Below are 25,793 nucleotides of genomic sequence, written 5' to 3'. Positions count from 1 at the left end.
TCCGACCGATTAGCTAATCAACGTTACGTTGGTTAGCTAATCGTGTCTAGTAAGTGAGAAATTTACACGGGCATAGTTCAATGGTAGAATAGAGGTCTCCAAAACCTTTGATCTGGGTTCGAATCCTGGTGCCCGTGCTAACTAGTGACAGAACATGGCAAACGTACTTGAATTTATAAAGGACTCTTATACAGAAATGAGCCAAAAGGTGACCTGGCCTACGTGGTCGCAACTGCAAAGTTCTGCCATCGTGGTGTTGGTCGCGTCTATTATCATTGCACTGATGATTTTTGCGATGGATAAAGCATCGAGTAACGTGCTGGAATTGTTCTATAATATCGAGTCTTAATTGTTGGGAAAGAAGAAATGGCAGATCAAGCACTGAAATGGTATGTTGTACGGGCTGTAAGTGGTAAGGAAAAGAAAGTAAAGCAATATATTGAGGCCGAAGTAAATCGATTGGGGATCAACCATCTTGTCCCGCAAGTATTGATCCCTATGGAGAAATATTACCAGATGCGCGATGGAAAGAAAGTAGCGAAAGAACGCAACTTTTATCCGGGATACGTATTGTTGGAAGCGGCGCTTGATGGCGAGTTAGAGCACGTGATCAAGAACATCAACAGTGTTGTCGGCTTTTTGGGTGATAAGGATGGCACTCCCATCCCGTTGCGTCCGGCTGAGATCAACCGCATCTTGGGCAAGGTAGACGAGATGTCCGGGCAGGGTGAGATGATGAACGTTCCGTTCTATGTGGGCGAACTGGTGAAGGTGAATGACGGACCATTCAATGGGTTCACAGGGGAGATCGAAGAGGTGAACGAGGAGAAGAAAAAGTTGAAAGTGATGGTCAAGGTCTTCGGGCGCAAAACACCACTGGAATTGAATTATATACAGGTAGAAAAAGAGTGATGAGCATTCTTTTTTTCACTATATTATAAAGTTTAAAAATTTTGTTGTACCTTTGCACTCCATTTTGGGGTGCTGGTACAGTTAAATGCCAAGCGCTTCAAAATCTAAATGTTACGTTATATGCTTCCAACTTACTAACAAACATTTATTAATTAATCAACATCGTTAAAAATGGCAAAAGAAGTCAGTGCGTTAGTAAAATTACAAGTGAAAGGCGGCGCTGCGAATCCTTCTCCTCCCGTTGGTCCTGCATTGGGTGCCAAGGGGGTAAATATCATGGAGTTTTGCAAGCAGTTTAATGCACGTACTCAGGATAAGCCCGGCAAAGTATTGCCCGTTGTGATTACGGTGTACAGCGACAAATCGTTCGATTTTATCATCAAAACCCCTCCGGTAGCCATTCAGTTGATCGAGGCTTCCGGAATAAAAGGCGGTTCTGGCGAGCCTAACCGGAAGAAGGTTGGGGCGGTTACTTGGGAACAAGTGGAGACCATCGCCAAGGATAAAATGACTGATTTGAATGCATTTACACTGGATTCGGCCATGCGAATGGTCGCTGGGACAGCGCGTAGTATGGGTATTACTGTGAACGGTAATGCGCCCTGGAACAATTAATTAACGAAATCAGTTTAAGAAAGTGGCAAGATTAACAAAAAATCAAAAAACGGCCCTATCCAAGATTGAAATTGGTAAAGCGTATTCTTTGCAAGAGGCGTCTGCCTTAGTGAAAGACATTACCAATGCCAAGTTTGATGCTTCGGTGGATATCGATGTGCGCCTTGGGGTAGATCCTCGTAAAGCCAATCAAATGGTACGCGGTATCGCCACATTGCCACATGGTACGGGAAAGACCGTCCGCGTGTTGGTGCTCTGTACCCCCGATAAGGAGGAAGAAGCGAAGGCAGCAGGAGCAGACTACGTGGGACTGGACGACTATATCAGCAAGATTGAAGGCGGATGGACCGACATTGATATCATCATTACTATGCCCAGTGTCATGGCGAAGGTGGGTAAACTCGGCCGTATCCTCGGTCCGCGTAACCTGATGCCTAACCCGAAGACCGGTACCGTGACCACGGATGTCGGCAAGGCGGTGACGGAGGTAAAGGCAGGTAAAATTGATTTCAAGGTAGACAAGACAGGAATTATCCACACCTCCATCGGCAAAGCATCTTTCCCTCAGGAAAAGATCTACGAAAATGCCTTGGAAGTGTTGCAGACGATTTCTAAGTTGAAGCCTTCGGCGGCAAAAGGGACGTATTTCAAAAGCATTTACATCTCTTCTACGATGAGTCCCGGTATCCAAGTAGAAACTAAATCAGTAGCAGGAATTTAATCATGAAAAAAGAAGAAAAACAAGAGATTGTTAGAGCTTTGGCTGAACAGATTAAATCTTACGGTATTTTTTACATTACCGATACTGCTGATTTAACTGTAGCTAAGGTTAACGGAATTCGCCGTAAATGCTACGATAGGGGTATTGCTATGCAAGTGGTCAAAAACACATTGATCAAGAAAGCGCTTGAAGAAGCCGGCGTTGATTCGGAAGAATTGCTCGGCGTGCTGAAGGGGTCTTCTACCATGTTGTTTTCAGATACAGGCAACGCACCAGCCAAGTTGATCAAGGAACTCCGCAAGGAAGGCGATAAGCCGGTACTGAAAGGGGCTTATATCGACTCGGCAATCTTTGTCGGTGACAACCAAGTTGATGCGCTGAGCCAGCTCAAATCGAAGAACGAGCTCATCGGCGATATTATCGGATTGTTGCAGTCGCCTGCCAAAAATGTGGTTTCCGCACTTCAATCGGGCGGCAATACATTGGCCGGATTGGTTAAAACGTTACAAGAAAGAGGTTAAAGGGCAACCTCCAAACAAAAAGGCCCCCACGGATTGTTAATAGTTTTTTAAAAAGTAAATTCAAAAATTTAAAATAAAATGGCAGATTTAAAAGCGTTTGCTGAGCAGTTGGTAAACTTGACAGTAAAAGAAGTTAACGAGTTAGCTCAAATCTTGAAGGATGAGTATGGCATTGAGCCTGCTGCTGCAGCAGTTGCTGTTGCTGGTCCCGCTGCAGGTGGAGATGCTCCTGCTGCTGCTGAGGAAAAAACTTCCTTTGACGTAATCTTGAAAGAAGCTGGTGGTCAGAAATTGGCTGTCGTTAAGCTTGTTAAAGATTTGACAGGTCTTGGCCTGAAAGAAGCAAAAGACTTGGTTGACGGCGCACCCAAAGAAATCAAAACGGGTGTTGCAAAAGACGAAGCTGAGGCTTTGAAAAAGCAACTTGAAGAAGCGGGAGCTGTTGTTGAGATCAAATAATCCGGATCATACAACGTACCTGAAGGGGTTAGACTCTGACGTGAATTTCGTCAGAGTCTATTCCTGTTTATGACTTTTCCTCTATCACATCATATCCACGCTGTCCATGGATGCTGGTTACACAGCAAAAACAGCAATAAAACACAGTTTAAATAGTTAAACTAAATTCTTATTCCCTTGGCAAACAAAAGTATTCAAAAAGAAAGAGTCAATTTCGCAAGCAGTAAAAAGGTAATCGACTACCCTGATTTTCTGGATGTGCAATTGGAGTCTTTCAGGGAGTTTTTCCAGTTGGAAACAACTTCAGACAACCGCCATCAGGAAGGACTGTTTAAGGTATTTTCCGAAAACTTTCCCATTTCTGATTCGAGGAACATTTTCGTGCTTGAGTTTTTGGATTATTTTATCGATCCGCCGCGCTACGATATCCAGGAATGTATCGAACGTGGGCTGACCTATAGTGTTCCGCTCAAGGCAAAACTCCGCTTGTCGTGCAATGATGAAGAACATGAGGATTTTGAAACCATCGTGCAAGACGTCTATTTGGGAACAATCCCTTATATGACCCCAAAGGGAACGTTTGTGATCAATGGCGCTGAGCGTGTCATTGTATCGCAATTGCACCGCTCTCCGGGGGTGTTTTTCGGCCAAAGCCGCCACACCAACGGTACGAAGCTGTATTCAGCACGGGTAATTCCGTTCAAGGGGTCGTGGATTGAATTCGCTACCGACGTGAATAACGTCATGTACGCGTATATAGATCGAAAGAAGAAGTTTCCGGTGACTACGCTTTTGCGGGCTATTGGTTATGATTCGGATAAGGACATCTTGGAATTGTTCGAATTGGCCGATGAAGTGAAAGTGAGCAAATCGGGACTCAAGAAATATGTAGGCCGTAAGCTGGCCGCAAGGGTGTTGAAAAAATGGGTCGAGGATTTCGTGGATGAAGATACGGGTGAAGTGGTATCCATCGATCGTAATGAGGTGGTGTTGGAGCGCGAAACCATCTTGGAAGACGATCATATCGACCTGATCATCGATGCTGGTGTGAAATCCATTATCCTGACGAAGGAAGACGCGGTCAACAACGCCGATTATTCCATCATCTATAATACCCTCCAAAAGGATACTTCCAACTCGGAGAAAGAGGCTGTGGAGCACATCTACCGCCAATTGCGTAATGCTGAACCACCCGATGAGGAAACTGCCCGCGGCATCATCGAACGCTTGTTTTTCTCTGACAAACGGTATGACCTCGGTGACGTAGGCCGCTACCGGATCAACCGCAAGTTGCAGTTGGACACACCCGATGAGACCAAGGTGCTCACGCGCCAGGATATCATCGCGATCGTGAAATACCTGATTAACCTGATCAACTCGAAGGCCGAAGTCGACGATATTGACCACTTGTCTAACCGGCGGGTGCGTACCGTTGGCGAACAGCTGTATTCGCAGTTTGGCGTTGGGCTGTCGCGTATGGCGCGTACCATTCGCGAGCGGATGAACATTCGCGACAATGAGGTGTTTACCCCCACTGATCTGATCAATGCGCGTACCTTGTCGTCTGTGATCAATTCATTCTTCGGGACGAACCAGCTGTCGCAGTTTATGGATCAGACCAATCCGCTGGCGGAGATTACGCATAAGCGTAGGCTATCAGCACTCGGACCCGGCGGTCTTTCGCGGGAGCGTGCAGGCTTTGAGGTGCGTGACGTGCACTATACGCATTACGGTCGGCTGTGTACGATCGAGACGCCGGAAGGACCGAACATCGGTCTGATCTCGTCACTTTGCGTACATGCGAAGATCAATAACTTAGGCTTTATCGAAACCCCTTATAGAAGGGTAGCGGATGGACGGGTTGTCGTTGAAGAGCCGGTGGTGTACCTTTCTGCCGAGGATGAAGATGGCAAGACCATCGCGCAAGCGAATGCGGAATATGATGACAAGGGTAACTTCATCACGCCGAAAGTAAAGGCGCGGTTTGAGGGTGACTTCCCCGTTATCGAGCCGGAGAAACTGGATTTGATGGACATTGCGCCCAACCAGATCACTTCCATTGCCGCTTCGTTGATACCGTTCTTGGAACATGACGACGCCAACCGTGCGCTGATGGGCTCCAACATGCAACGGCAAGCCGTGCCATTGTTGCGTCCGGAAGCCCCTGTCGTCGGTACCGGATTGGAAGGGCGTGTAGCCCGTGATTCGCGGACGCTGATCAATGCGGAAGCGAATGGCGTGGTGGAATATGTGGATGCGAATGAAATTAAGATCCGTTATGAACGTAATGAGGATGAACGGTTGGTATCGTTTGACGACGATGTCAAGACCTACAGGCTCATCAAGTTTAAGAAAACGAACCAAAGTACGTGCATCAACCTGAAACCGATCGTTAAGACGGGCCAAAAGGTAGAAAAGGGGCAGGTGCTGTGCGAAGGCTATGCTACCCAAGACGGGGAGTTGGCACTTGGCCGCAACCTGAAAGTAGCGTTCATGCCATGGCAAGGGTTCAACTTTGAGGATGCGATCGTGATCTCCGAACGGGTCGTGAGCCAGGATATCTTTACCTCGCTGCATATCGAGGAATTTGAGCTGGAAGTGCGTGATACCAAACGCGGTGAAGAAGAGCTGACGGCCGATATCCCCAACGTATCTGAGGAAGCGACCAAAGATCTGGATGAGAACGGTATCATCCGTATCGGTGCCGAAGTGCGTGAAGGTGATATCTTAATCGGTAAGATCACGCCTAAGGGTGAGTCGGATCCGTCACCGGAAGAAAAGCTGCTCCGTGCCATCTTTGGCGACAAGGCTGGCGATGTGAAGGATGCTTCATTGAAAACCCCACCATCGATCAATGGTGTGGTCATCGACACGAAGCTGTTCTCCAGGGCCAAGAAAATGGGCAAGGAAGAGGAGAAAAAAGCCCTCGACGTATTGGATACCCAACATAACAAGGCGTTGAAAGCGTTGAAAGACAAACTGGTAGAAAAGTTGTTTGCCGTCGTGAATGGCAAAACTTCGCAGGGTGTCTATAATGTGTACAAAGAGCTGCTGGTGCCGAAAGGGGCTAAGTTTACTCAAAAAATCCTGTCTGATTTGGAATACACCAACATTAACCCTGTTGGTTGGACCACCGATGACGATAAGAATGAATTGATTAAGCAGGCGCTCCACTTCTACAACATCAAGTTGAACGAAGAGCTCGGTGCGTACAAACGCGATAAGTTTGCGATCAGCGTAGGTGATGAGCTGCCTTCCGGCATCGTGCAGATGGCTAAGGTATTCATCGCTAAAAAGCGTAAACTTAAAGTGGGAGACAAGATGGCCGGGCGCCACGGCAACAAAGGTATCGTTGCACGTATCGTGCGTGACGAAGACATGCCTTTCTTGGAAGACGGTACCCCGGTGGATATTGTATTGAACCCCTTGGGTGTACCTTCGCGGATGAACCTCGGCCAGATTTACGAAACCGTGTTGGGTTGGGCTGGACAAAAACTGGGTGTCAAATTTGCTACCCCTATTTTTGACGGTGCATCGACTGAAGAAGTGGAAGGATGGGTTGAAAAAGCTGGATTGCCGGCGTCTGGAAGGACATACCTCTTTAATGGGCTGACCGGCGAGCGATTTGACCAACCGACTACGGTAGGGGTGATTTACATGCTGAAACTCGGCCACATGGTGGACGATAAGATGCACGCACGTTCGATCGGACCCTACTCACTCATTACGCAACAGCCGCTTGGTGGTAAGGCGCAGTTCGGTGGACAGCGTTTCGGTGAAATGGAAGTGTGGGCGTTGGAAGCATTCGGTGCGTCGAATATCCTGCAAGAAATCCTCACCGTCAAATCCGACGATGTGGTTGGCCGGGCCAAAACGTACGAGTCTATCGTCAAAGGCAATAACCTGCCGACACCGTCCGTACCCGAATCGTTCAATGTACTCGTACATGAGCTGCGTGGTTTAGGATTGGATATCACGTTGGATTAATCAGTACAGCGCGTTAACTTTTAGAAACGAAAGCATGTCTTACAAAAAAGATAATAAAATAAAAAGCAACTTCACCTCCATTACGATTAGCTTGTCTTCTCCAGAAATCATTCTGGAGCGTTCAAGCGGTGAGGTGGTAAAACCGGAAACGATCAACTACCGGACGTATAAGCCCGAACGTGATGGTTTGTTTTGCGAACGCATTTTTGGTCCCGTAAAGGATTACGAATGCCATTGCGGTAAATACAAGCGTATCCGTTATAAAGGCATTGTATGCGACCGCTGCGGCGTGGAAGTAACCGAAAAGAAGGTACGCCGTGAGCGTATGGGCCACATCAGCTTGGTGGTGCCCGTAGCGCACATCTGGTATTTCCGTTCGCTGCCGAATAAAATCGGCTACCTGTTGGGGCTGCCCACCAAGAAGCTCGATATGATCATCTATTACGAGCGTTATGTGGTCATCCAGGCGGGTGTGAAGGAAGAAGATGGTATCAATTACATGGACTTCCTCACGGAAGAGGAATACCTCGATATCTTGGATACCCTGCCCAAGGAAAACCAGTTCCTCGACGATACCGACCCGCAGAAGTTCATTGCGAAGATGGGAGCGGAAGCGCTGGAAGAACTGTTGAAACGGCTCGACTTGGATCAGCTTTCGTATGATCTGCGTCACCAAGCGGCTAACGAGACTTCGCAGCAACGTAAAAATGAAGCATTGAAGCGCCTGCAAGTGGTGGAAGCGTTCCGTGGCTCAAGGGATCGGATTGAGAACCGCCCCGAGTGGATGATCGTCAAGATCGTGCCGATCATTCCGCCCGAACTGCGTCCGTTGGTGCCATTGGAAGGTGGCCGCTTTGCTACTTCCGACTTGAACGATTTGTACCGTCGGGTGATCATCCGTAACAACCGCTTGAAGCGTCTGATGGAAATCAAAGCGCCCGAAGTCATCTTGCGCAACGAAAAGCGTATGTTGCAAGAAGCCGTGGATTCCCTGTTTGACAACTCGCGCAAGGTGAATGCCGTGAAAACGGAAGGTAACCGTGCATTGAAATCGCTCTCGGATATCCTGAAGGGTAAACAAGGCCGCTTCCGTCAAAACCTGCTGGGTAAACGGGTGGATTACTCTGCTCGTTCGGTGATCGTGGTCGGTCCAAACCTGAAATTGCATGAATGTGGCTTGCCGAAAGATATGGCAGCCGAACTGTATAAACCGTTTATCATCCGCAAGATGATCGAACGGGGCATCGTGAAAACCGTGAAGTCTGCGAAGAAAATCGTGGACCGGAAAGATCCGGTGGTATGGGATATCCTCGAAAATGTATTGAAGGGACACCCTGTACTGCTCAACCGTGCACCTACGCTGCACCGTTTGGGTATCCAGGCCTTCCAACCGACCTTGGTAGAAGGTAAGGCAATCCAACTGCACCCACTGGTGTGTACGGCGTTCAACGCCGACTTTGACGGTGACCAGATGGCGGTACACTTGCCTTTGGGCAATGCAGCCATATTGGAAGCCCAGATCCTGATGTTGGCATCGCACAACATTCTCAATCCGGCGAATGGTACGCCTATTACTGTACCCTCGCAAGACATGGTTTTGGGGCTCTATTACATGACCAAAGGCCGCAAGACTGACGAAGCCCGGGTCATGAAAGGCGAGGGCATGTCCTTCTACTCTGCCGAAGAAGTCATCATTGCACACAATGAAAAACAGATAGACCTCCACGCCTTTATCAAGGTGAAAGGCAAGGTAAGGGGTAAGGATGGCAACATCGAAGAACGTGTGATCGAGACCACAGTGGGGCGTGTACTGTTCAATCAGGTCGTTCCTGAGGAAATCGGCTATGTCAACGAACTGTTGACCAAAAAATCCTTGCGCGACATCATCGGCGAGGTGGTGAAAATCACGGGTATGGCCCGTGCTGCCAAATTCCTCGATGATATCAAAGAATTGGGTTTCCAGATGGCATTTAAAGGTGGACTATCGTTCAACCTGCAGGATCTGAATATCCCCGATGCGAAAGCCGATCTGATCGGACAGGCTACGAAAGAGGTAGAAGAGGTGATGAACAACTACAACATGGGCTTCATCACCAATAACGAGCGTTATAACCAAATCATCGATATCTGGACACGCATCAACAACCGATTGACGGCGAACGTGATGGAAATCCTTTCCACCGACAACCAAGGATTCAACTCGGTATACATGATGCTCGATTCCGGAGCCCGTGGTTCGAAAGAGCAGATCCGTCAGCTCTGCGGCATGCGGGGCTTGATGGCTAAGCCACAAAAATCAGGCTCTTCAGGCGGTGAAATTATCGAAAACCCAATCCTTTCGAACTTTAAGGAAGGACTGTCGGTATTGGAATACTTCATTTCTACGCACGGTGCCCGTAAGGGTCTGGCGGATACGGCCTTGAAGACGGCCGATGCCGGTTACTTGACCCGTCGTTTGCATGACGTGGCGCAGGATATGATTGTGGTAGATCCGGACTGCGGTGGATTGAGGGGCGTGTATACAACGGCCTTGAAAGACAACGAAGACGTCATCGAACCCTTATATGACCGTATCCTCGGGCGTGTATCACTGCATGACGTATATGACCCGATAACGGGTGAATTGCTGGTGGCAGCCGATCAGGATATCGACGAAGAAATCGCAGGGAAAATCGAAACTTCTACTGTTGAAGGACTTGAGATCCGTTCGGTACTGACCTGTGAGAGCAAGCGTGGGGTTTGTGCACTGTGCTATGGCCGTAACTTGGCAACCGGTAAACGGGTGCAAAAGGGCGAGGCTGTAGGGGTAATTGCTGCACAGTCTATCGGTGAGCCGGGTACACAGCTTACACTCCGTACGTTCCACGTGGGTGGTACGGCATCGAATATTGCCGCAGAGTCGCAGATATTCGCCAAGTTTGATGGTATCATCGAACTGGAAAATATCCGCTCGGTACCGCATGAAAGCGAGGAAGGTCCGGATCAGGTGGTTATTGGTCGTTCAGGTGAGTTCCGCATCATCGATCCGGAAACCAATAAAGTACTGATGACGAATAATATCCCTTACGGTTCTTACCTATACGTGAATCCCGGTGACAAACTGGTCAAAGGCACGCGTATCTGTTCCTGGGACCCGTACAATGCGGTAATTATTTCCGAGTTTGGGGGCAAAGTAGAGTTTGAATCGATCATTGAAGGGGTGACATTCCGCGAGGAGTCGGACGAACAGACCGGACACCGTGAGAAGGTCATCATTGATACGAGGGACAAGACGAAGAACCCTGCCATCAAGATATTAGACAGTAAAGGTGCGGTTATCCGTACGTATAATATCCCAGTGGGTGCCCACGTGTCCGTGGGCGACGGTGCCGCCGTAAAAGAGGGCGTGATCTTGGCGAAGATACCGCGGTCTACCGGTAAGACCCGGGACATCACGGGTGGTCTGCCACGGGTGACGGAGCTGTTTGAGGCGCGTAATCCATCCAATCCTGCGGTGGTGACCGAGATCGACGGTGTCGTGACCTTAGGTGGCGTGAAGCGCGGTAACCGCGAAATCTCCATCGAGTCGCGTGATGGTCAGATCAAGAAATACCTGGTGCCGCTGTCTAAGCACATTCTCGTACAGGACAATGACTTCGTGAAAGCGGGTATGCCATTGTCTGATGGTTCCATTTCACCTGCTGATATTCTGGCCATCAAAGGTCCGTCGGCGGTGCAGGAATACCTCGTAAATGGTATTCAGGAAGTTTATCGCCTCCAAGGGGTGAAAATCAACGATAAGCATTTTGAGACCATCGTACACCAGATGATGCAGAAGGTGGAGATTGAAGATCCGGGCGATACGCGGTTCCTGGAGAAGGAAGCCGTGAACAAATGGGATTTCATGGAAGAAAACGATGCTATCTACGATAAGAAGGTGGTCGTTGAAGCCGGGGATTCCAATGAATTGAAGCCAGGGCAGATCGTTTCGTTGCGCAAATTGCGGGATGTCAATTCCAGCTTGAAGCGCCGCGACCTGAAGCTGGTGGAGGTGCGGGATGCGATTCCGGCCACCTCCAGCCCGATATTGCAAGGGATCACCCGCGCGTCATTGGGTACGAAGTCGTTCATTTCGGCGGCGTCCTTCCAGGAAACAACCAAGGTATTGAACGAGGCAGCCATCGCCGGCAAGCGCGACGATCTATTGGGCTTGAAGGAAAATGTGATTGTGGGCCATTTGATCCCTTCAGGAACAGGATTGCGCGATTACGAGCACATCATCGTTGGTTCACAAGAGGAATACGACCAGCTGCTGGCTTCAAAAGAAGAGGACTAAGCAGTGATTAGCGTGGTCGGTGACCAGTAATCAATAAAGTTCAAAACCGCCGGGTTAATATCCGGCGGTTTTTTTATGATATGCAGCGTCTAATGTCTAATGTCTGTTGTCTAATGTCTCATATCTAAAATCTATCGCGTATCTTTGCCCCCACTATGGGTACCCTATTGGATATCGGTCAGAAGCCTTACAATCATTACGGCGCATACCTACGTGCCAAATACGCGGGTAAGCGCGTTTTCAAGATCATCGTGGATGGCCATTTCACGTGTCCGAACCGCGATGGAAGTAAAGGGTATGGTGGATGTGCTTACTGCAATGTGGACTCCTTTACCCCCGATTCGGCACGAAAACTGCCGACCATCCGGCAGCAGGTAGAAGAGGGTATCCAACGTGCGGTGAATGGCTATGGTGCCGAAAAATTCGTGATTTACTTCCAGCCGAACACCAATACCTATGCGCCGGCGCATTACCTGAAAGCCCTCTATGATGAGGCGTTGAGCGTAGCACCGGAGCACGTGGTGGGATTGTCTGTGGGTACACGGCCCGATTGCATCGATTTCGAAAAGGTGGCCCTGCTGGAAAGCTATAGTGACCGCTATGATGTGGATCTAGAGATGGGCATGGAGTCGATATATAACGACACACTGGAGCGGATCAATAGGGGATGTACCCATGAGGAGCTGGAAACCGCCCTTGGTTTGGTACAAAACAGTCCGCTGGATATCTGCGTGCACACGATTTTCGGGTTTCCGTGGGAGACCAAAGCGATGATGCTGCGTTATGCCGATGAAATCAACCGGTTTCCGCAGATTAAATTCGTCAAGTTGCACCATCTGCACATTGTGGAAGGTTCGATTATGGGGGCGCAGTATAAGCGGAATCCTTTCCCGGTATTCACGTTGGAGGAATATACCGACTTCCTCTGCGAATTTATCCCCTTGCTGCGTCCGGATATCATCATCCAGCGACTGTTCGGGTTAGCCGACCAAGAATTGCTGATCGCCCCGAATTGGGGCAAAGGAAAATCGGCTATCCAAACATATATCGATAAGGAATTGGAAAGGCGGGAAGCCGTCCAGGGTAGTAAGTATCTACGTGATCAATGGGCCGATGCCTAACCTTCGATGATATCCGTTAGGTTTGCTGGCGAATAGCGCACGGATTTAAGCGTCTTCCGATCTTCCGTGCGATACACCAGGTAATGCCCATCGGCTTCTTCATAGAAACATTCAACACCTTTTTGCTGATAATGTGCCACGGTGTCTTCAGCCTCCTGTACGCTTTTGCAAGCCTTGCTCATGTTGGACCGCTGTACTTCGTCAAATAACGTGCTGAATTTATCGGCCAATCCGAACTCTAATATCGCGCCGGAGAGGACATACTGGAGGTCGCAGAGCGCATCGGCCACTTCAGTGATATTCTTGTCCGCAATCGCTTCTTCAAGCTCTTTGAGTTCCTCGGCCAATAAGGCCACCCGCAGTCGACAGCGCTGCTCATCGGGGATGGTGGGCACGGGCAGGATGGGATGTTTGAATGTGTTGTGAAATTCGGCAACAGCCGTCAACGTCTTTGGATCAATCATTTTGTTATTTGATGAAATGCTTGAGTTGGATGATTTCCTTTTCTTCTAAATAGCGCCAGCGTCCACGGGGCAGGTCTTTTTTGGTGAGGTTGGCGTAGACCACCCGATCCAATTTAATTACATCGTAACCCAAGTGCTCGAAGATGCGGCGGACGATGCGGTTTTTGCCACTATGGATCTGAATCCCGATTTCGCGCTTGCTTCCCCCTTGAACATAGCTTACCGCATCAGGTTTTATCAAACCATCTTCCAGCTCCAATCCGAAAACGATTTTATTAAAGTCACCTTGGTTAAGATTCTTATCCAGCTCAACATTATATATTTTAACGATGCTATTGCGTGGGTGGGAGAGTTTATCGGCCAGGTTGCCATCATTGGTCAGCAGGAGCAGGCCAGTGGTGTTGCGGTCAAGCCGACCAACAGGATATATTCGCTCTTTGGTAGCCTTGGCAACCAGTTGCATCACCGTACGTCTTTCTTGCGGATCGTCTGTGGTGGTGATATAATCTTTTGGCTTGTTCAGTAGCACATATACCATCTTTTCGCGTTTCAGGCGCTCACCATTGTACCGCACTTCGTCTTTGGATGGGTCGACTTTCACACCGAGTTCGGTGACTACCGTGCCATTTACGGACACGACGCCGGCTTGAATCAACTCATCTGCTTTGCGTCGTGAACAGATTCCGGCATTGGCAATGTATCGGTTCAGCCTGATCAGTCCATCATCTTCAACGGCTTTATCGAACAGCTTCGGTGAAAGCTCAGTCCGCTCACGCCGTTTCTTTGAGGGGTCGTATGGCTTATTGCCGAATGAGCGTTTTTCGGTATTAAATGGAGGTTTTTGTCCAGGTCTTCTATACGTTCTTTCCCGATCCGTATCGGAGGGCCGGTCCGGGCGTTTGTCCGTGCCGTATGCTGGCTTAGGCCTGTCCTTGCCAAATGGCCTGTCTTTTCCAAATGGTTTATCCGTTGAAAATGGTCTATCTTGACGGTCAGTGGATTTATTACCGGGGTATTTTCGTTCATTGTCTTGCTTGTCCCGGTTGCCGAACTTGCGGTCACTGGAGTTGTGAAAGTTCGGGTTCGATTTACCGGGGCGTTTGGATTTGTCGTCGCGACTGTTCCTTTTGTTACTAAATGGCATGATGTTTACCTAAAAAAATATGAACGACAAAGGTAGTCAAAAATCCGGCTTTAATTGGTGTTGTGTCGTTTTTTTACGCAAAAATAACCCGAAAAGATACGTTAAATTTTGTTAAATACCAATGCACATTAATGTAACTATTTGTATATTAACCTTATATTTTTACCTTTGCATCCAGCTTTTGGACCAAGTATTGCTATGGTTGATTTTAATTGGTCTGCCATGGATTACAGAAAGGTTTTGAATGATAAAAAAACACATGCTCTGTAGTAGTGTGGTTTTGATGTTGCTGTTGCTTTCAAAGTTGTATTCGTACCACGCCGCAGCAGATACAGAACCCACCTACGTACCACCACATGACTCCCTGTCTCAGGGAGCCCTGTTGCAAGAAGATATAAGTGATATCCGCAACACTCCGTACTTTGCATCCTTGAATTTTGCTGAAGAGAACCTACCCCTGGGGGATAAGCAAATCGAAACCAAGATGATGCGTTACCTGAAAGAATATTCGTATACCAAGCGCCGTTCACACCGGCTACATCGCCAAGCATTGCAAGCACTGCCTAAGGTGACGGCTATCTTGCGCAAGTATGGAATTCCAGAAGATTTGAAGTACATCCCCTTGGTTGAAAGCGGCTTTATGAGCGGCACCACATCGCATCGCGGGGCATCCGGTTATTGGCAGTTTATGCCGCAAACGGCGAGGGCCTTTGGATTGCGAGTAGACCATCAGGTAGATGAGCGACAAAATATCGAAAAATCTACCATTGCAGCGGCAAAATACCTTAAAACACTGTACCGTGCATTCAATAGCTGGACCTTGGTGGCTGCCGCCTTTAACATTGGCGAGGGCAATCTTCAGCGGGCTATCAACAGGCAACGCGAAGACAATTACTTTCGGCTAAAACTCAATAAGGAGACCGGTAGCTATGTTTATAAGCTAATTTCCGTAAAGGAAATCATCGAGCATCCTACCATGCACGGCTATCGCAAAAACCGCGTGCTGTTGGCTAATGCCAGCGGAGAGGGGAAAACCTCCTCAGCCGAAAAACCCCGCAAATTATAATGCATTATCATGCTTAACGATTACCGGGTCCTACCGGAGATCGACGATTTCCATTCCAGGATAGCTGCTTGACTTAAAGGTAAACCGATCAGCAGCGATCTGAGGATTGGCTTTCGTATTTTTGATGGCGTATACATATTTGACGCCCCCTTTGTCAAAAACAGTCGCATCATGGATCAAGTTGGTCGCTTTGTTGATGCGCAGCTTGATTTTGAAATAAGGCGTTCGGGGATTTTCGGGCGAAAGTTCCACTACCTCCAATTGCACATTGCCTGCCCGCTCATCCGGAGCCGATACGTACTTGTAACCGCTATTGTAAAACGAAAAGATATTGGTCGGAGAGATCGCGTCAGCCGAATGATCAGCGGCGGTCACCTGCACCTCCTGCTCTTCCTTGAGTATGGTCCACTGTGTTTTACCATCACTGATCAGGTCTTGATTACTCGTCGTGATGTAGAACTTGCCAGTAGCCTGTTCCATCAAGATGCTGCCCGATTCGTTATAGCTATCGGTCTGCTGCGGTTGCTGCACCTTCAGGGTGAAATCTGCCTGTATGGTTTTATGCCCTTCATATGTCTTGCTAACTTTACTGAGCAAGGATTTTGCAGCAGCATCGGTTTGCGCGTGGCCCTGGGCCGTGAATGCCAGCAAGAGCGCTACTAGGAGGCTGCCGATTTGATATCGCGATTTATTCATCATTTTTACACATCTTTCCGTAATCCATCCAAAAACTGTTCCAATGAATATTCGTCCGGAAATAACACTTCGCGGGCCTTGCTGCCTTCAAACGGTCCGACCACACCCGCTGCCTCCAGTTGATCGATGATGCGGCCGGCGCGGTTATAGCCCAGTTTAAGCTTACGTTGAATGAGTGAGGTAGATCCTTGCTGGTGCAGCACTACCAAACGGGCGGCGTCGTCAAACATCGGGTCGCGATCGCTCATGTCAAAATCGCCTATCCCGCCTTCGCCGTCCTCACCTACATACTCCGGAAGGAGCAGCGCCGAAGGGTAGCCACGTTGATTGCCAATAAAATCCGATATTTCCTCCACTTCAGGGGTATCTACGAAAGCACATTGTATCCGGATCAGGTCGCTGCCGGTGGCCAATAGCATATCGCCACGACCAATGAGCTGATCGGCGCCTCCCGAATCGAGTATGGTACGCGAGTCTACTTTTGAAAGCACCCGGAATGCCAGGCGCGCCGGGAAATTCGCTTTGATGGTGCCCGTAATAATGTTTACGGAAGGACGCTGCGTGGCGATGACCAGGTGGATACCCACGGCACGGGCTAACTGTGCCAACCGCGCGATCGGTGTTTCCACCTCCTTTCCAGCCGTCATCATGAGGTCGGCAAATTCGTCGATGATGAGCACGATAAAGGGGAGGTAGCGATGGCCTTCCTCTGGGTTCAGCCTGCGGTTGATGAACTTGACGTTGTATTCCTTCAGGTTGCGCACCTGGGCATTTTTAAGCAAATCGTACCGGGCGTCCATCTCTATACACAGCGAATTGAGGGTATTGATGACTTTCTTGGTGTCCGTGATGATGGCGTCTTCCTCGCCCGGCAATTTGGCCAGGAAATGGCGTTCGATTTTTTTGAACAGCGATAACTCCACCTTTTTGGGGTCTACCAGTACAAACTTAAGTTCAGCCGGATGTTTTTTGTACAGCAGGGAGGTGAGGATGGCGTTGATGCCTACGGATTTACCCTGCCCGGTAGCCCCCGCTACTAAGAGGTGCGGCATTTTGGCGAGGTCTGCAATGTACACTTCATTGGAGATGGTACGGCCCAGGGCGATGGGGAGGTCCATATCCGTATGCTGGAATTTTTCCGTAGCCAATACCGACCGCATGGATACCATCTCGGGATGGCTGTTGGGTACCTCGATGCCGATGGTGCCCTTACCGGGCATCGGCGCGATGATACGGATGCCCAAGGCCGCCAAGCTCAATGCGATATCATCTTCCAGGTTCTTGATTTTGGATATACGGACACCCGGTTTTGGGATGATCTCATAAAGCGTCACGGTGGGTCCGATAGTAGCCTTTATTTTCGCTATTTCGATGTTATAGTTGCCCAGCGTCTCGACAATCTTATCCTTATTGGCCTCCAGTTCGTGATTATTGACTGTAATCTTGCCCGAACCATAGTCGCGGAGCAGATCAAGTGTCGGATGTTGATAGCCTGAGAGATCAAGCTTCGGGTCGTATTGTCCTACTTTCTCGACCAATTCATTGGCAGTACTGGGTTTTTCTTCTTTAATCGCAGAAACGGTCAAGGGGGGCGCCAAGACTTCGTTTTTGGGTTTCTCCTGCGGCCTTTCAATCGCGAAATCCAACGTTTCCTTCGATTCCGCTGGGTCTGCCTTCGACGGAACAGTCAGTTGCTGCTGGAGCTTATCTTTGGATTCCTGTTGGTCGGGCACTGTTTTCAACCGATTAGAAACTAATTCGCCTTCGGCGAGGTCTTTGTTCCGGTTGAGGCTGAATTCCACCGGATCAACCCGGTATTCAGATTCATGCATGTATCGTTCATCCCGCAGGTTGCGGGCAGCATCATTTTCCAGGCCGTCATCTGCTGCTCGTTTTCGCCCATCGCCTAATTTGAAATCGAAGTTAAAGAAAACGATCAGGATCGTGAGGATCGTAAAGAGCAGCAATCCCGCCACGCCCGGTGTTCCGATTTGGGCACCCAGTAACCGATTAGACCAGAACCCGAACTCACCCTCTAAAAAATGGGGATAGTCCTGGATGAGTCCGTGAATAAAGCCTAAGGTAAGGGAGATGAACACCAATCCAAACAGGCTGTAGCCAAGAATCTTCCAAGTGGAGACGATCCGGACCTTCACGAGTAACCGGTACCCGATAATGAAAAGGACGGCGACGAAAATGAATGATGCGACGCCAAACCACTTATAGATAAACTGATGGGCCAATAGCGCACCGAATTTACCCATCCAGTTTTGCACAACCGGCGTTTGTATACCGGCCAATTCAAGTTCCTCACGTGTCTTGAACAGGGTGTGCCACCCGCCGTTTGCTGCCGAAACGTAACTTTGGTCTTCTTTCCAAGTGAATAGGTAAGAGATAAACGCGATGAGGAAATATATGGATAACACCAGCAGAAACAGTCCCGCTATTTTTATCAATTTGTCCCCAACTCCACGACCGGAACGGTTGCTTGAGGAGGTCTTCCGCTCGCTTTTTTTGCGTTGAGTTGGCCTACTTCCCGTGTCGTGTTGAACATTTCTCTTGAATGAATTCCCTTTTCCAGACATCTAGAACACCCATTTGTTTGAGACAAACTTACGGATTTTTTGCAGATTATCGGTTTGGCAATTCGCGCGCGTGGTTTCCTAATTTTTTTGCCGGGTGTAGCATTCCACGGGCGACGTTCGTTATTCGTAACAAAGCAGGTGACAATGCTCTCCGCAAGATTAAATGAACATGATTACAACTGAAAGGGACGATTTAAGAAAATGAAAAGCCGGTCAATTTTTATGCTTGTAGCGCTGGCAATGGGTATGGCCACGTTAAGCAGTTGCCTTAAGGATAATGAAAATAGCGGGTATCAGGTTTCCGCCGTGAGGGCGCTGAATGCAGTGCCGGGTTCGAGCTCCCTTGATATCGGCCTGGATGAGAACAAACTCAATTTTGACAACACAACGGGGCAAGATGAGGATTTTGCATATGAAGATACCTTGGTATACAAAAATGCGTGGCCCGGCAACCGGTTGGTGAGGGTGTTCGATCCCGAGGACTATCCAAATGCGCAGCCACTAGCACAGGGTACAGTCACATTTACGCCTGGCAAGTTCTATTCGCTCTATGTAGTAGGATATGAAGATATGGAGATCATCGCGACAGAAGACGATTTATCCGAGCCGGGTGAAGGGAAGGCCAAGATCCGGTTTATGAACCTCAGTCCGGATGCTCCAGCGCTGGATTTTGGAATCGAAGGTGCGGATACGCTCATCGCGAGTGATAAGGCGTTTAAGGAAGCGGAGGATTTCTCCAGCATCGACGCGGATGAGACGTATACATTCAATATCATCGATCATGATAGTGGGGAGGTGGTGCATACCTTTGAGTTCGCCGTTGGCAATGACATGATCTATACGATTTGGGCCAAAGGTTTATTAGACCACACGGGGGATGCCGCGTTGGATTTCGGTCATGGCATCATTACGCATTAGATAATACGGTTTCTCCATAAAGTTTAGGTTGATTGAAAGTCTGTGCCGGGATCCGGCATAGATGCCGCTCCCTCCCCGGGAGCGGTTTTTTTATGAGTAGGTGATTTAGCCTCTTGCTCCTCAGCTGGGATCCGGTTCGCTTCGCTCCCGTCTCCGAGGCTTCGCCTGCAAGAGGCATGCCTATGATCCAGTGCCTGAATCATTCCCCCAGGCCCGATCACAGCCCTATATTAGGTTGCAATCAGCAAATAGTAATTTTTCTTGCCGCGTTGAACGATGAGGTACCGGCCATTAATGAGGTTTTCTGCGTTGAATGTTTGCTCAATGTCGCCGATTTTTACTTTGTTGATCGACACGCCGCCGCCTTGTATCATTTTCCGTGCTTCACCCTTCGATGGAAATACCGACGCAAAGACCGCCAACAGGTCCAATACATTTGCACCGACGGCCAGTTGGTCTTTCGAAAGCTGGAACTGCGGTACGCCATCGAAAACATCCAGCACTGCCGCATGGGGCATGCCTTCTAAAAATTCAAGGGACCCATTGCCAAATAGAAATTCAGACGTACTTATGGCCGTTTCATAGTCCGATTCGGAGTGTGTGCGGATGGTGATATCCTTAGCCAGCGCTTTTTGTACGATGCGGAGGTGTGGTGCAGCATCGTGCTCGGCAATGAGGGCATCGATCTCTTCTTTCGGTTTCAGCGTGAAGATTTTGATCCAGTTCTTGGCATCATCATCACTTGCATTGAGCCAAAATTGGTAATACCGGTACGGAGAAGTCTTGCTGGCATCCAGCCATACGGCTCCGCTTTCGGTCTTCCCGAATTTGTTGCCATCGGCTTTTTTGATGAGTTGGGTGGTGAGGGCATAGGCCGTGCCGCCGTCCTTGCGGCGGATGAGTTCGGTGCCGGTTACGATGTTTCCCCACTGGTCCGAACCGCCCATTTGCAGTATACAGCCATGATGCTTCCACAGGTAATAAAAATCATAACCTTGCACCAGCTGGTAGGTAAATTCGGTAAACGACATGCCGGTTTCCCCTTCCAGCCGTTTTTTGACGGAGTCTTTCGCCATCATGTAGTTGACGGTGATGTGCTTGCCTACGTCGCGGATGAAATCGAGGAAGCGAAAGTCCCTGAACCAGTCGTAATTGTTGACCATGATGGCACCGTGATCCGAGTCTGAAAAATCGAGGAACTTGGTCAATTGCTTTTTCAGGCAGGCGATGTTATGGTTTAAGGTGTCTTCGTCAAGCAAGTTACGTTCAGCCGATTTTCCGGAAGGGTCGCCCACCATACCCGTAGCGCCACCCACTAGCGCTACTGGTTTATGGCCAGCTCGCTGAAAATGGATAAGGGTCATGATCTGCGTGAGGTGACCGACATGCAGCGAATCGCCTGTCGGATCAAAGCCAATATAACCGGCCGTTTTTTCCTTGAGCAATTGGTCTTCGGTCCCCGGCATGATATCATGCAACATGCCCCGCCAACGTAATTCATCGACAAAACTCATCGTGATCTAACTTTAAAACGCGTCATCAAAAGTGGCTGCAAAGATAGGATAATATCGGCTAAATTTGCTATCTTGGCACAATAAGTGTTCTCCAACGGAGAGGAGCGGGTCGAATGAATTTCCTGTCACATTACTATTTTGAGCGGTATAGCCACAATCCTGAACAGGTGTTGGGGAGCGTATTGCCCGACCTCATCAGGAGCGCAGACCGGGATATCCACGTGTTGCCACAAAAGCATGAAGATCAGCTGATCACCAACCCGAAATTGCAGAGCATCTATCACGGCTGGATGCGGCACATGGAAATCGATCGTTATTTTCACAACTCCCCCTTTTTTTATACCCATACACACGAGCTGAAGCTCGTGCTTGCACCGGCTGTAGAGGGAACGGCCATCAGGCCCTCGTTTCTGTCGCATATCGCGCTGGAGCTGCTATTGGACCACCTGCTGCTCCACAACGATTGGGTCCACGAGTCGGATTTTTACGCCTATCTGGGGGCAGCAGATCGCGGGATGACGGATCGATTTCTGAAACTATGCGAGGTACCGGATACCCATTTCTTTTTTGTGCATTTCGACGGATTCATGCAGGCGCGATACCTTTCAGACTATTGGGAATTTGATAAAATCACCCTGGCAATGGAGCATATCTGCCGCAGGCTGTGGGAGGTGCGGCTCAGCGATGACCAGCGACATCAGATCACCCGGGCCATCGGCGATTACGCGGCGCGGCTGGATGGCAATTTTCATCCGGTCTTCGATGAGATACGTCGTGAGCTTACCTAGCGAATTGTTTCATAAACTTGCGTCGGAAAGCAATTTTATCTAAGTTTTTTTATAAGTTTGGCCGGTTGATCATCCATCCAACCCCATAGTCACCAACTGTATGGCAAACAAACTTTTCCGGAAAAAAACAGTACAGCAAATTTTAGACGCGTCTTACTCATCCAAGGAGGGAGCGCTTGCGAAGGTGCTTGGGGTACGCGATTTGGTGTCCATGGGCATTGCGGCCATCGTAGGAGCGGGTATTTTCAGCACGATAGGGCTTGCCAGCTTTAACGGCGGACCGGCCGTATCGCTGTTATTTGTGTTTGTTGCTGTTGCCTGCGTCTTTACGGCATTATCCTACGCACAGTTTGCCAGTACGGTGCCGGTATCCGGGAGTGCTTATACCTATGCGTATGTGGCCTTTGGTGAGCTATTTGCATGGATTATCGGCTGGGCGCTCATACTGGAATATGCGGTGTCCAATATGGTGGTAGCCATCTCGTGGTCGCAATATTTTGTGAGCATGCTGGAGGGATTCGGTATCCACCTTCCCGGTTGGCTCACCATGGCCCCTGCCTACGCCACAGAGGCTTATGCCAAGTTGCAGCAGCAAGGAGCAGAAGCACTGTCTCAGGTAGAACAGATGGCCGCCTCGGCGTATCAGGGTGCCCCTCGAATCGGAGACATTCCCATCATATTTGACCTGCCTGCGGGTTTGGTCACATTTCTGGTCACCTGGTTGGTTTACATTGGCATTAAGGAGTCGCGCACGGCAAGCAACATCATGGTGCTGATTAAGGTCGGCGTCATCCTGTTTGTCATTTTTGGGGGCGTCTTTTTTGTGAAACCCGAGAATTGGACACCTTTTGCACCCAATGGCGTAGAAGGGGTATTAACTGGGGTGGCTGCGGTATTTTTTGCATTTATTGGGTTTGACTCGATCTCCACCACCGCCGAAGAATGCCGGAATCCGCAGCGGGATCTGCCCAAAGCAATGATTTGGTGCTTATTGATCTGTGCTGTCCTCTATATCTTGATCACGCTGGTATTGACCGGGATGGTCCACTATACCGAATTGAATGTAAAGGATCCCCTGGCCTATGTATTTCAATACGTGGGGATGGACTATATGGCCGGTATTGTCTCGGTCACCTCGGTAGTAGCCATTACCAGTGCGTTGCTGGTCTTTCAGCTTGCCCAACCTCGGATATGGATGACCATGAGCCGCGATGGGCTGCTCTGGAAGCGCTTTGCGACGATACACCCGAAATACAAAACACCATCGTTCGCGACGATCGTTACCGGTTTTATGGTCGCCATCCCCGCGTTGTTCTTCAAAATGGATTTTTTTGTTGATTTAACAAGCGTAGGTACTTTTTTCGCCTTTATCCTCGTATGCGCAGGCGTATTGTATATGGATTATTCGGGCATTTCGAAGCAATCCCGCTTTAAGGTGCCCTACGTCAATGGGCAGTACCTGATTACGATCGGATTATTGATCGCCGTATTGGGCATCGGCGTTTACGGGCAGGATACCCTCGCCGAGTGGCGGCAGTTGTCCATACTGGATGTCATCGAGCATAAATTGCTCGTCGTTATCTTTTGGATCGTATGGGTGATCTTGTGCATCATGGGATACCGGTATCGGTTTTCGCTGTTGCCGGTGGCCGGTATACTGGTCAATCTTTACCTGATGTCGCAGCTTGGCGCCAGCAATTGGTTGATCTTCTTGGCCTGGCTGGCCATCGGGTTGCTCGTGTATTTTGGATACGGCTATCGGCATTCTAAGCTCAATAAGCCTAGCTAACTCGCGCGCTGAAGATCGGGATGTGCCTCATTTAAGCCGTTTAAGACGGATCCGGTCGGTTGTCTCGATCATCAAGGGGACCCGCTCCATGGTGACAAAACTGGAATCCAATCCAAATCCCTTTTCTTCCGAAAGGCTGAACTGCCGCAATATCGCATACACATCAAGTATAATGCGCTCATAAAACTTGAGTGCGGTGGTGCTGGACACCACTTTCTCCAGTACGACAAAACGGAAATCGCCGGATATGCCATGTTTCCGCAAGGTGTCGTATCGGCTGCGGATATCTACTTCATTGTTTTTGACGAGGTCTTCGACGACCCTTCGAAACAGCAAGCTGATGCGCTGTTCATCCCTGAAGCCCAATTTGAAGTCGATCCTAATGAGCTTATTCGGGATGAGTTGTGTTACTTTATATGCCCCCGTATAGGGCGCATCGGTGACATCCACGTGTACCAACCAATAAATATCCGCTCTTTTGGGCTTTTTCTGTATAATGGAATACACGATTTTTTCCTCGACTTCCGATGTGAAGTTTGCACTGGTCAGGTACACCAGGTGAGACGCAAAGAGGGGAACCGATTCATCTGAGCCGAGTTCTGATAGGATGCCATAATAATCTTCGATTTCCACGAAGCGGATGTGACGGTTTTTGATCTTGCGGGCCCACCACCAACACAGCATAACCGCGAAGATCAACGCTGTTATCAGAACGGTCAGCCACCCCCCATGTGTTATTTTGGAAGCATTTCCCACAAAAAATATCCCCTCAATCGTCAAGTATGACAATAGAAAGATGCCGATAACATACCGGGGGATGTGCTTCCGGTATAAGAATATCGCCACCATCACCGTGGTGACGAGGAAACTGATGTTGATCGCCAAACCGTATGCCGCCTCCATATTTGCCGAATTGCGGAAGACCAATACGATGATTACACATCCTATCCAGACCATCCAGTTGGCCGATGGTACATATAGCTGTCCCTTGTAGATATTAGGGTGTATGATTTTGACCTTGGGCCATATATTGAAGCGTACCCCTTCGGAGACCAGTGTAAAAGAGCCCGAGATCATGGCCTGACTGGCAATGATAGCCGCCATCGTGGCGATACCGATCCCAAACGGCAAAAACCACTCCGGCATCATCAAGTAAAACGGATTGCCGCCTTGCAGGCTTTGCCCTTCGTGCAGCAGCAGCCAGGCACCCTGTCCGAAATAGCTGAGCAGCAAGCAGATTTTGACATATATCCAACTGACCTGGATGTTGGTGCGGCCGCAATGCCCTAAGTCGGAGTAAAGCGCCTCCGCACCGGTGGTACACAGAAAAACAGCGCCCAGTATAAGCCAGGCATCTGGATGCTCGATCAATATGCGAAAGCCGTAGACCGGATTAAAAGCCTTCAGGATACCCGGCATGTCAACGAGGTGCAGCATGCCAATCACTGCCATTGTCGCAAACCAGAGAAACATGATCGGACCGAATAAGCGACCGACTACCGAAGTGCCAAAACGTTGCACAGCAAACAATACGGTCACGATCGTCAGCACCACCGGCACCGTTTGCAGATGGGGGTAATAAATGTCAAGTCCTTCGATCGCCGACGAAATGGTAATTGCGGGCGTAATCATGCCATCCGCCAACAACGCAGCGCCACCCAGCATGGCCGGGAAAATGAGCCACCTGCCGTGCCGTCTCACCAAAGAGTACAACGAAAGAATACCCCCTTCGCCCTTATTATCGGCTTGCAGGGTAATGTATACATATTTGATTGTGGTCTGCAGGGTGAGCGTCCAAAATATACAAGAAACCCCACCGAGTACGAGATCAGCGGTGATCACATTGGTGCCGATGATCGCTTTGAAAACATAAAGCGGGGAGGTGCCGATGTCGCCGAAAATAATACCTAAACTGATGAGCAGCCCTGCGGAACTAAGCCGCTGTGTGGTGTGTGTACTTGACATTTCAATAGGTGCAATTCCGAAGCAAACATAATAGAATTGTCTTACAATGCCTAGCGCTAAAAATTTTGCTTTTCATACCCCATTAACAGACGGATTTTGACGATCGCAAAGCTGTTTCACGCAATGCCACAACGATGTGACATACATCAACGATAATGCGTGTTAAAAATTGTTAAATTAGTCAAAAAAATGTATCTTTGTTTAGGTGCATTG

Annotated in this window: 19 protein-coding genes and 1 tRNA gene; 14 read left to right on the top strand and 6 right to left on the bottom strand. The window is 49.0% G+C overall.

Features of this window, described 5'->3' with window-relative positions; genetic code table 11:
- Positions 1-66: 66 nt before the first annotated feature.
- From ACMGDE_RS11300 to mnmL, 10 genes are all read left to right on the top strand, one after another.
- Positions 67-137, top strand: a tRNA-Trp gene (locus ACMGDE_RS11300).
- A gap of 17 nt (positions 138-154) precedes the next feature.
- Positions 155-349 (top strand): preprotein translocase subunit SecE, encoded by a 195-nt coding sequence (secE, locus tag ACMGDE_RS11295; protein WP_436832893.1) that lies wholly within the window; start codon positions 155-157, stop codon positions 347-349.
- A 17-nt stretch (positions 350-366) separates the two neighbouring features.
- The gene (nusG, locus tag ACMGDE_RS11290; RefSeq protein WP_436832892.1) at positions 367-912 is read left to right on the top strand and encodes a transcription termination/antitermination protein NusG; all 546 of its coding nucleotides are present in this window, start codon (positions 367-369) and stop codon (positions 910-912) included.
- A gap of 171 nt (positions 913-1,083) precedes the next feature.
- The gene (gene rplK, locus ACMGDE_RS11285) at positions 1,084-1,527 is read left to right on the top strand and encodes a 50S ribosomal protein L11 (protein ID WP_436832891.1); all 444 of its coding nucleotides are present in this window, start codon (positions 1,084-1,086) and stop codon (positions 1,525-1,527) included.
- 22 nt (positions 1,528-1,549) lie between these two features.
- Positions 1,550-2,248 (top strand): 50S ribosomal protein L1, encoded by a 699-nt coding sequence (rplA, locus tag ACMGDE_RS11280; protein ID WP_436832890.1) that lies wholly within the window; start codon positions 1,550-1,552, stop codon positions 2,246-2,248.
- A gap of 2 nt (positions 2,249-2,250) precedes the next feature.
- Positions 2,251-2,769 carry a 50S ribosomal protein L10 gene (gene rplJ, locus ACMGDE_RS11275; RefSeq protein WP_436832889.1) on the top strand — a complete coding sequence of 173 codons (519 nt, stop codon included), beginning with the start codon at positions 2,251-2,253 and terminating at the stop codon, positions 2,767-2,769.
- Between the two features lie 78 nt (positions 2,770-2,847).
- Positions 2,848-3,228, top strand: coding sequence for a 50S ribosomal protein L7/L12 (rplL, locus tag ACMGDE_RS11270; RefSeq protein ID WP_436832888.1), 381 nt, complete (start codon positions 2,848-2,850; stop codon positions 3,226-3,228).
- 177 nt (positions 3,229-3,405) lie between these two features.
- Positions 3,406-7,215, top strand: coding sequence for a DNA-directed RNA polymerase subunit beta (rpoB, locus tag ACMGDE_RS11265; protein ID WP_436832887.1), 3,810 nt, complete (start codon positions 3,406-3,408; stop codon positions 7,213-7,215).
- 34 nt (positions 7,216-7,249) lie between these two features.
- The gene (gene rpoC / locus ACMGDE_RS11260) at positions 7,250-11,530 is read left to right on the top strand and encodes a DNA-directed RNA polymerase subunit beta' (protein WP_436832886.1); all 4,281 of its coding nucleotides are present in this window, start codon (positions 7,250-7,252) and stop codon (positions 11,528-11,530) included.
- A 155-nt stretch (positions 11,531-11,685) separates the two neighbouring features.
- Positions 11,686-12,651, top strand: a complete 966-nt coding sequence (mnmL, locus tag ACMGDE_RS11255; RefSeq protein WP_436832885.1) for a tRNA modification radical SAM protein MnmL/YtqA — start codon at positions 11,686-11,688, stop codon at positions 12,649-12,651.
- On the opposite strand, the gene ACMGDE_RS11250 is transcribed toward mnmL, so the two are convergent.
- Together ACMGDE_RS11250 and ACMGDE_RS11245 are read right to left on the bottom strand one after the other, a co-directional pair.
- Entirely contained in the window at positions 12,648-13,115 is a 468-nt protein-coding gene (locus ACMGDE_RS11250) for a pyrophosphohydrolase domain-containing protein (protein WP_436832884.1), read from the bottom strand. The genes mnmL and ACMGDE_RS11250 overlap by 4 nt on opposite strands.
- Before the next feature lie 4 nt (positions 13,116-13,119).
- Positions 13,120-14,259 carry a pseudouridine synthase gene (locus tag ACMGDE_RS11245; RefSeq protein ID WP_436832883.1) on the bottom strand — a complete coding sequence of 380 codons (1,140 nt, stop codon included), beginning with the start codon at positions 14,257-14,259 and terminating at the stop codon, positions 13,120-13,122.
- Positions 14,260-14,518: 259 nt separating this feature from the next.
- On the opposite strand from ACMGDE_RS11245, the gene ACMGDE_RS11240 reads away from it, so the two are divergent.
- Positions 14,519-15,325, top strand: coding sequence for a lytic transglycosylase domain-containing protein (locus tag ACMGDE_RS11240; RefSeq protein ID WP_436832882.1), 807 nt, complete (start codon positions 14,519-14,521; stop codon positions 15,323-15,325).
- Between the two features lie 30 nt (positions 15,326-15,355).
- Here the strand turns inward: ACMGDE_RS11240 and lolA1 are convergent, their stop codons facing one another.
- Complete coding sequence (gene lolA1 / locus ACMGDE_RS11235; protein WP_436832881.1) at positions 15,356-16,024, bottom strand: outer membrane lipoprotein periplasmic chaperone LolA1; 669 nt, start codon at positions 16,022-16,024, stop codon at positions 15,356-15,358.
- A 2-nt stretch (positions 16,025-16,026) separates the two neighbouring features.
- Positions 16,027-18,606, bottom strand: coding sequence for an FtsK/SpoIIIE family DNA translocase (locus ACMGDE_RS11230; RefSeq protein ID WP_436832880.1), 2,580 nt, complete (start codon positions 18,604-18,606; stop codon positions 16,027-16,029).
- A gap of 201 nt (positions 18,607-18,807) precedes the next feature.
- On the opposite strand from ACMGDE_RS11230, the gene ACMGDE_RS11225 reads away from it, so the two are divergent.
- Positions 18,808-19,524 (top strand): DUF4397 domain-containing protein, encoded by a 717-nt coding sequence (locus ACMGDE_RS11225; RefSeq protein WP_436832879.1) that lies wholly within the window; start codon positions 18,808-18,810, stop codon positions 19,522-19,524.
- Positions 19,525-19,754: 230 nt separating this feature from the next.
- On the opposite strand, the gene tyrS is transcribed toward ACMGDE_RS11225, so the two are convergent.
- Positions 19,755-21,038, bottom strand: coding sequence for a tyrosine--tRNA ligase (gene tyrS, locus ACMGDE_RS11220; protein WP_436832878.1), 1,284 nt, complete (start codon positions 21,036-21,038; stop codon positions 19,755-19,757).
- A 113-nt stretch (positions 21,039-21,151) separates the two neighbouring features.
- Between tyrS and ACMGDE_RS11215 the strand changes: the two genes are divergently transcribed.
- Positions 21,152-21,826 (top strand): hypothetical protein, encoded by a 675-nt coding sequence (locus tag ACMGDE_RS11215; protein ID WP_436832877.1) that lies wholly within the window; start codon positions 21,152-21,154, stop codon positions 21,824-21,826.
- 100 nt (positions 21,827-21,926) lie between these two features.
- Positions 21,927-23,615, top strand: coding sequence for an amino acid permease (locus ACMGDE_RS11210; protein WP_436832876.1), 1,689 nt, complete (start codon positions 21,927-21,929; stop codon positions 23,613-23,615).
- 27 nt (positions 23,616-23,642) lie between these two features.
- Here the strand turns inward: ACMGDE_RS11210 and ACMGDE_RS11205 are convergent, their stop codons facing one another.
- Positions 23,643-25,580 (bottom strand): KUP/HAK/KT family potassium transporter, encoded by a 1,938-nt coding sequence (locus ACMGDE_RS11205; RefSeq protein WP_436832875.1) that lies wholly within the window; start codon positions 25,578-25,580, stop codon positions 23,643-23,645.
- Positions 25,581-25,793: the final 213 nt, after the last annotated feature.

Origin of the sequence: Parapedobacter brassicae, from assembly GCF_051400755.1 — a bacterium.
Lineage (GTDB): Bacteria > Bacteroidota > Bacteroidia > Sphingobacteriales > Sphingobacteriaceae > Parapedobacter.
This window is presented reverse-complemented; position numbering and strand designations above follow the sequence as displayed.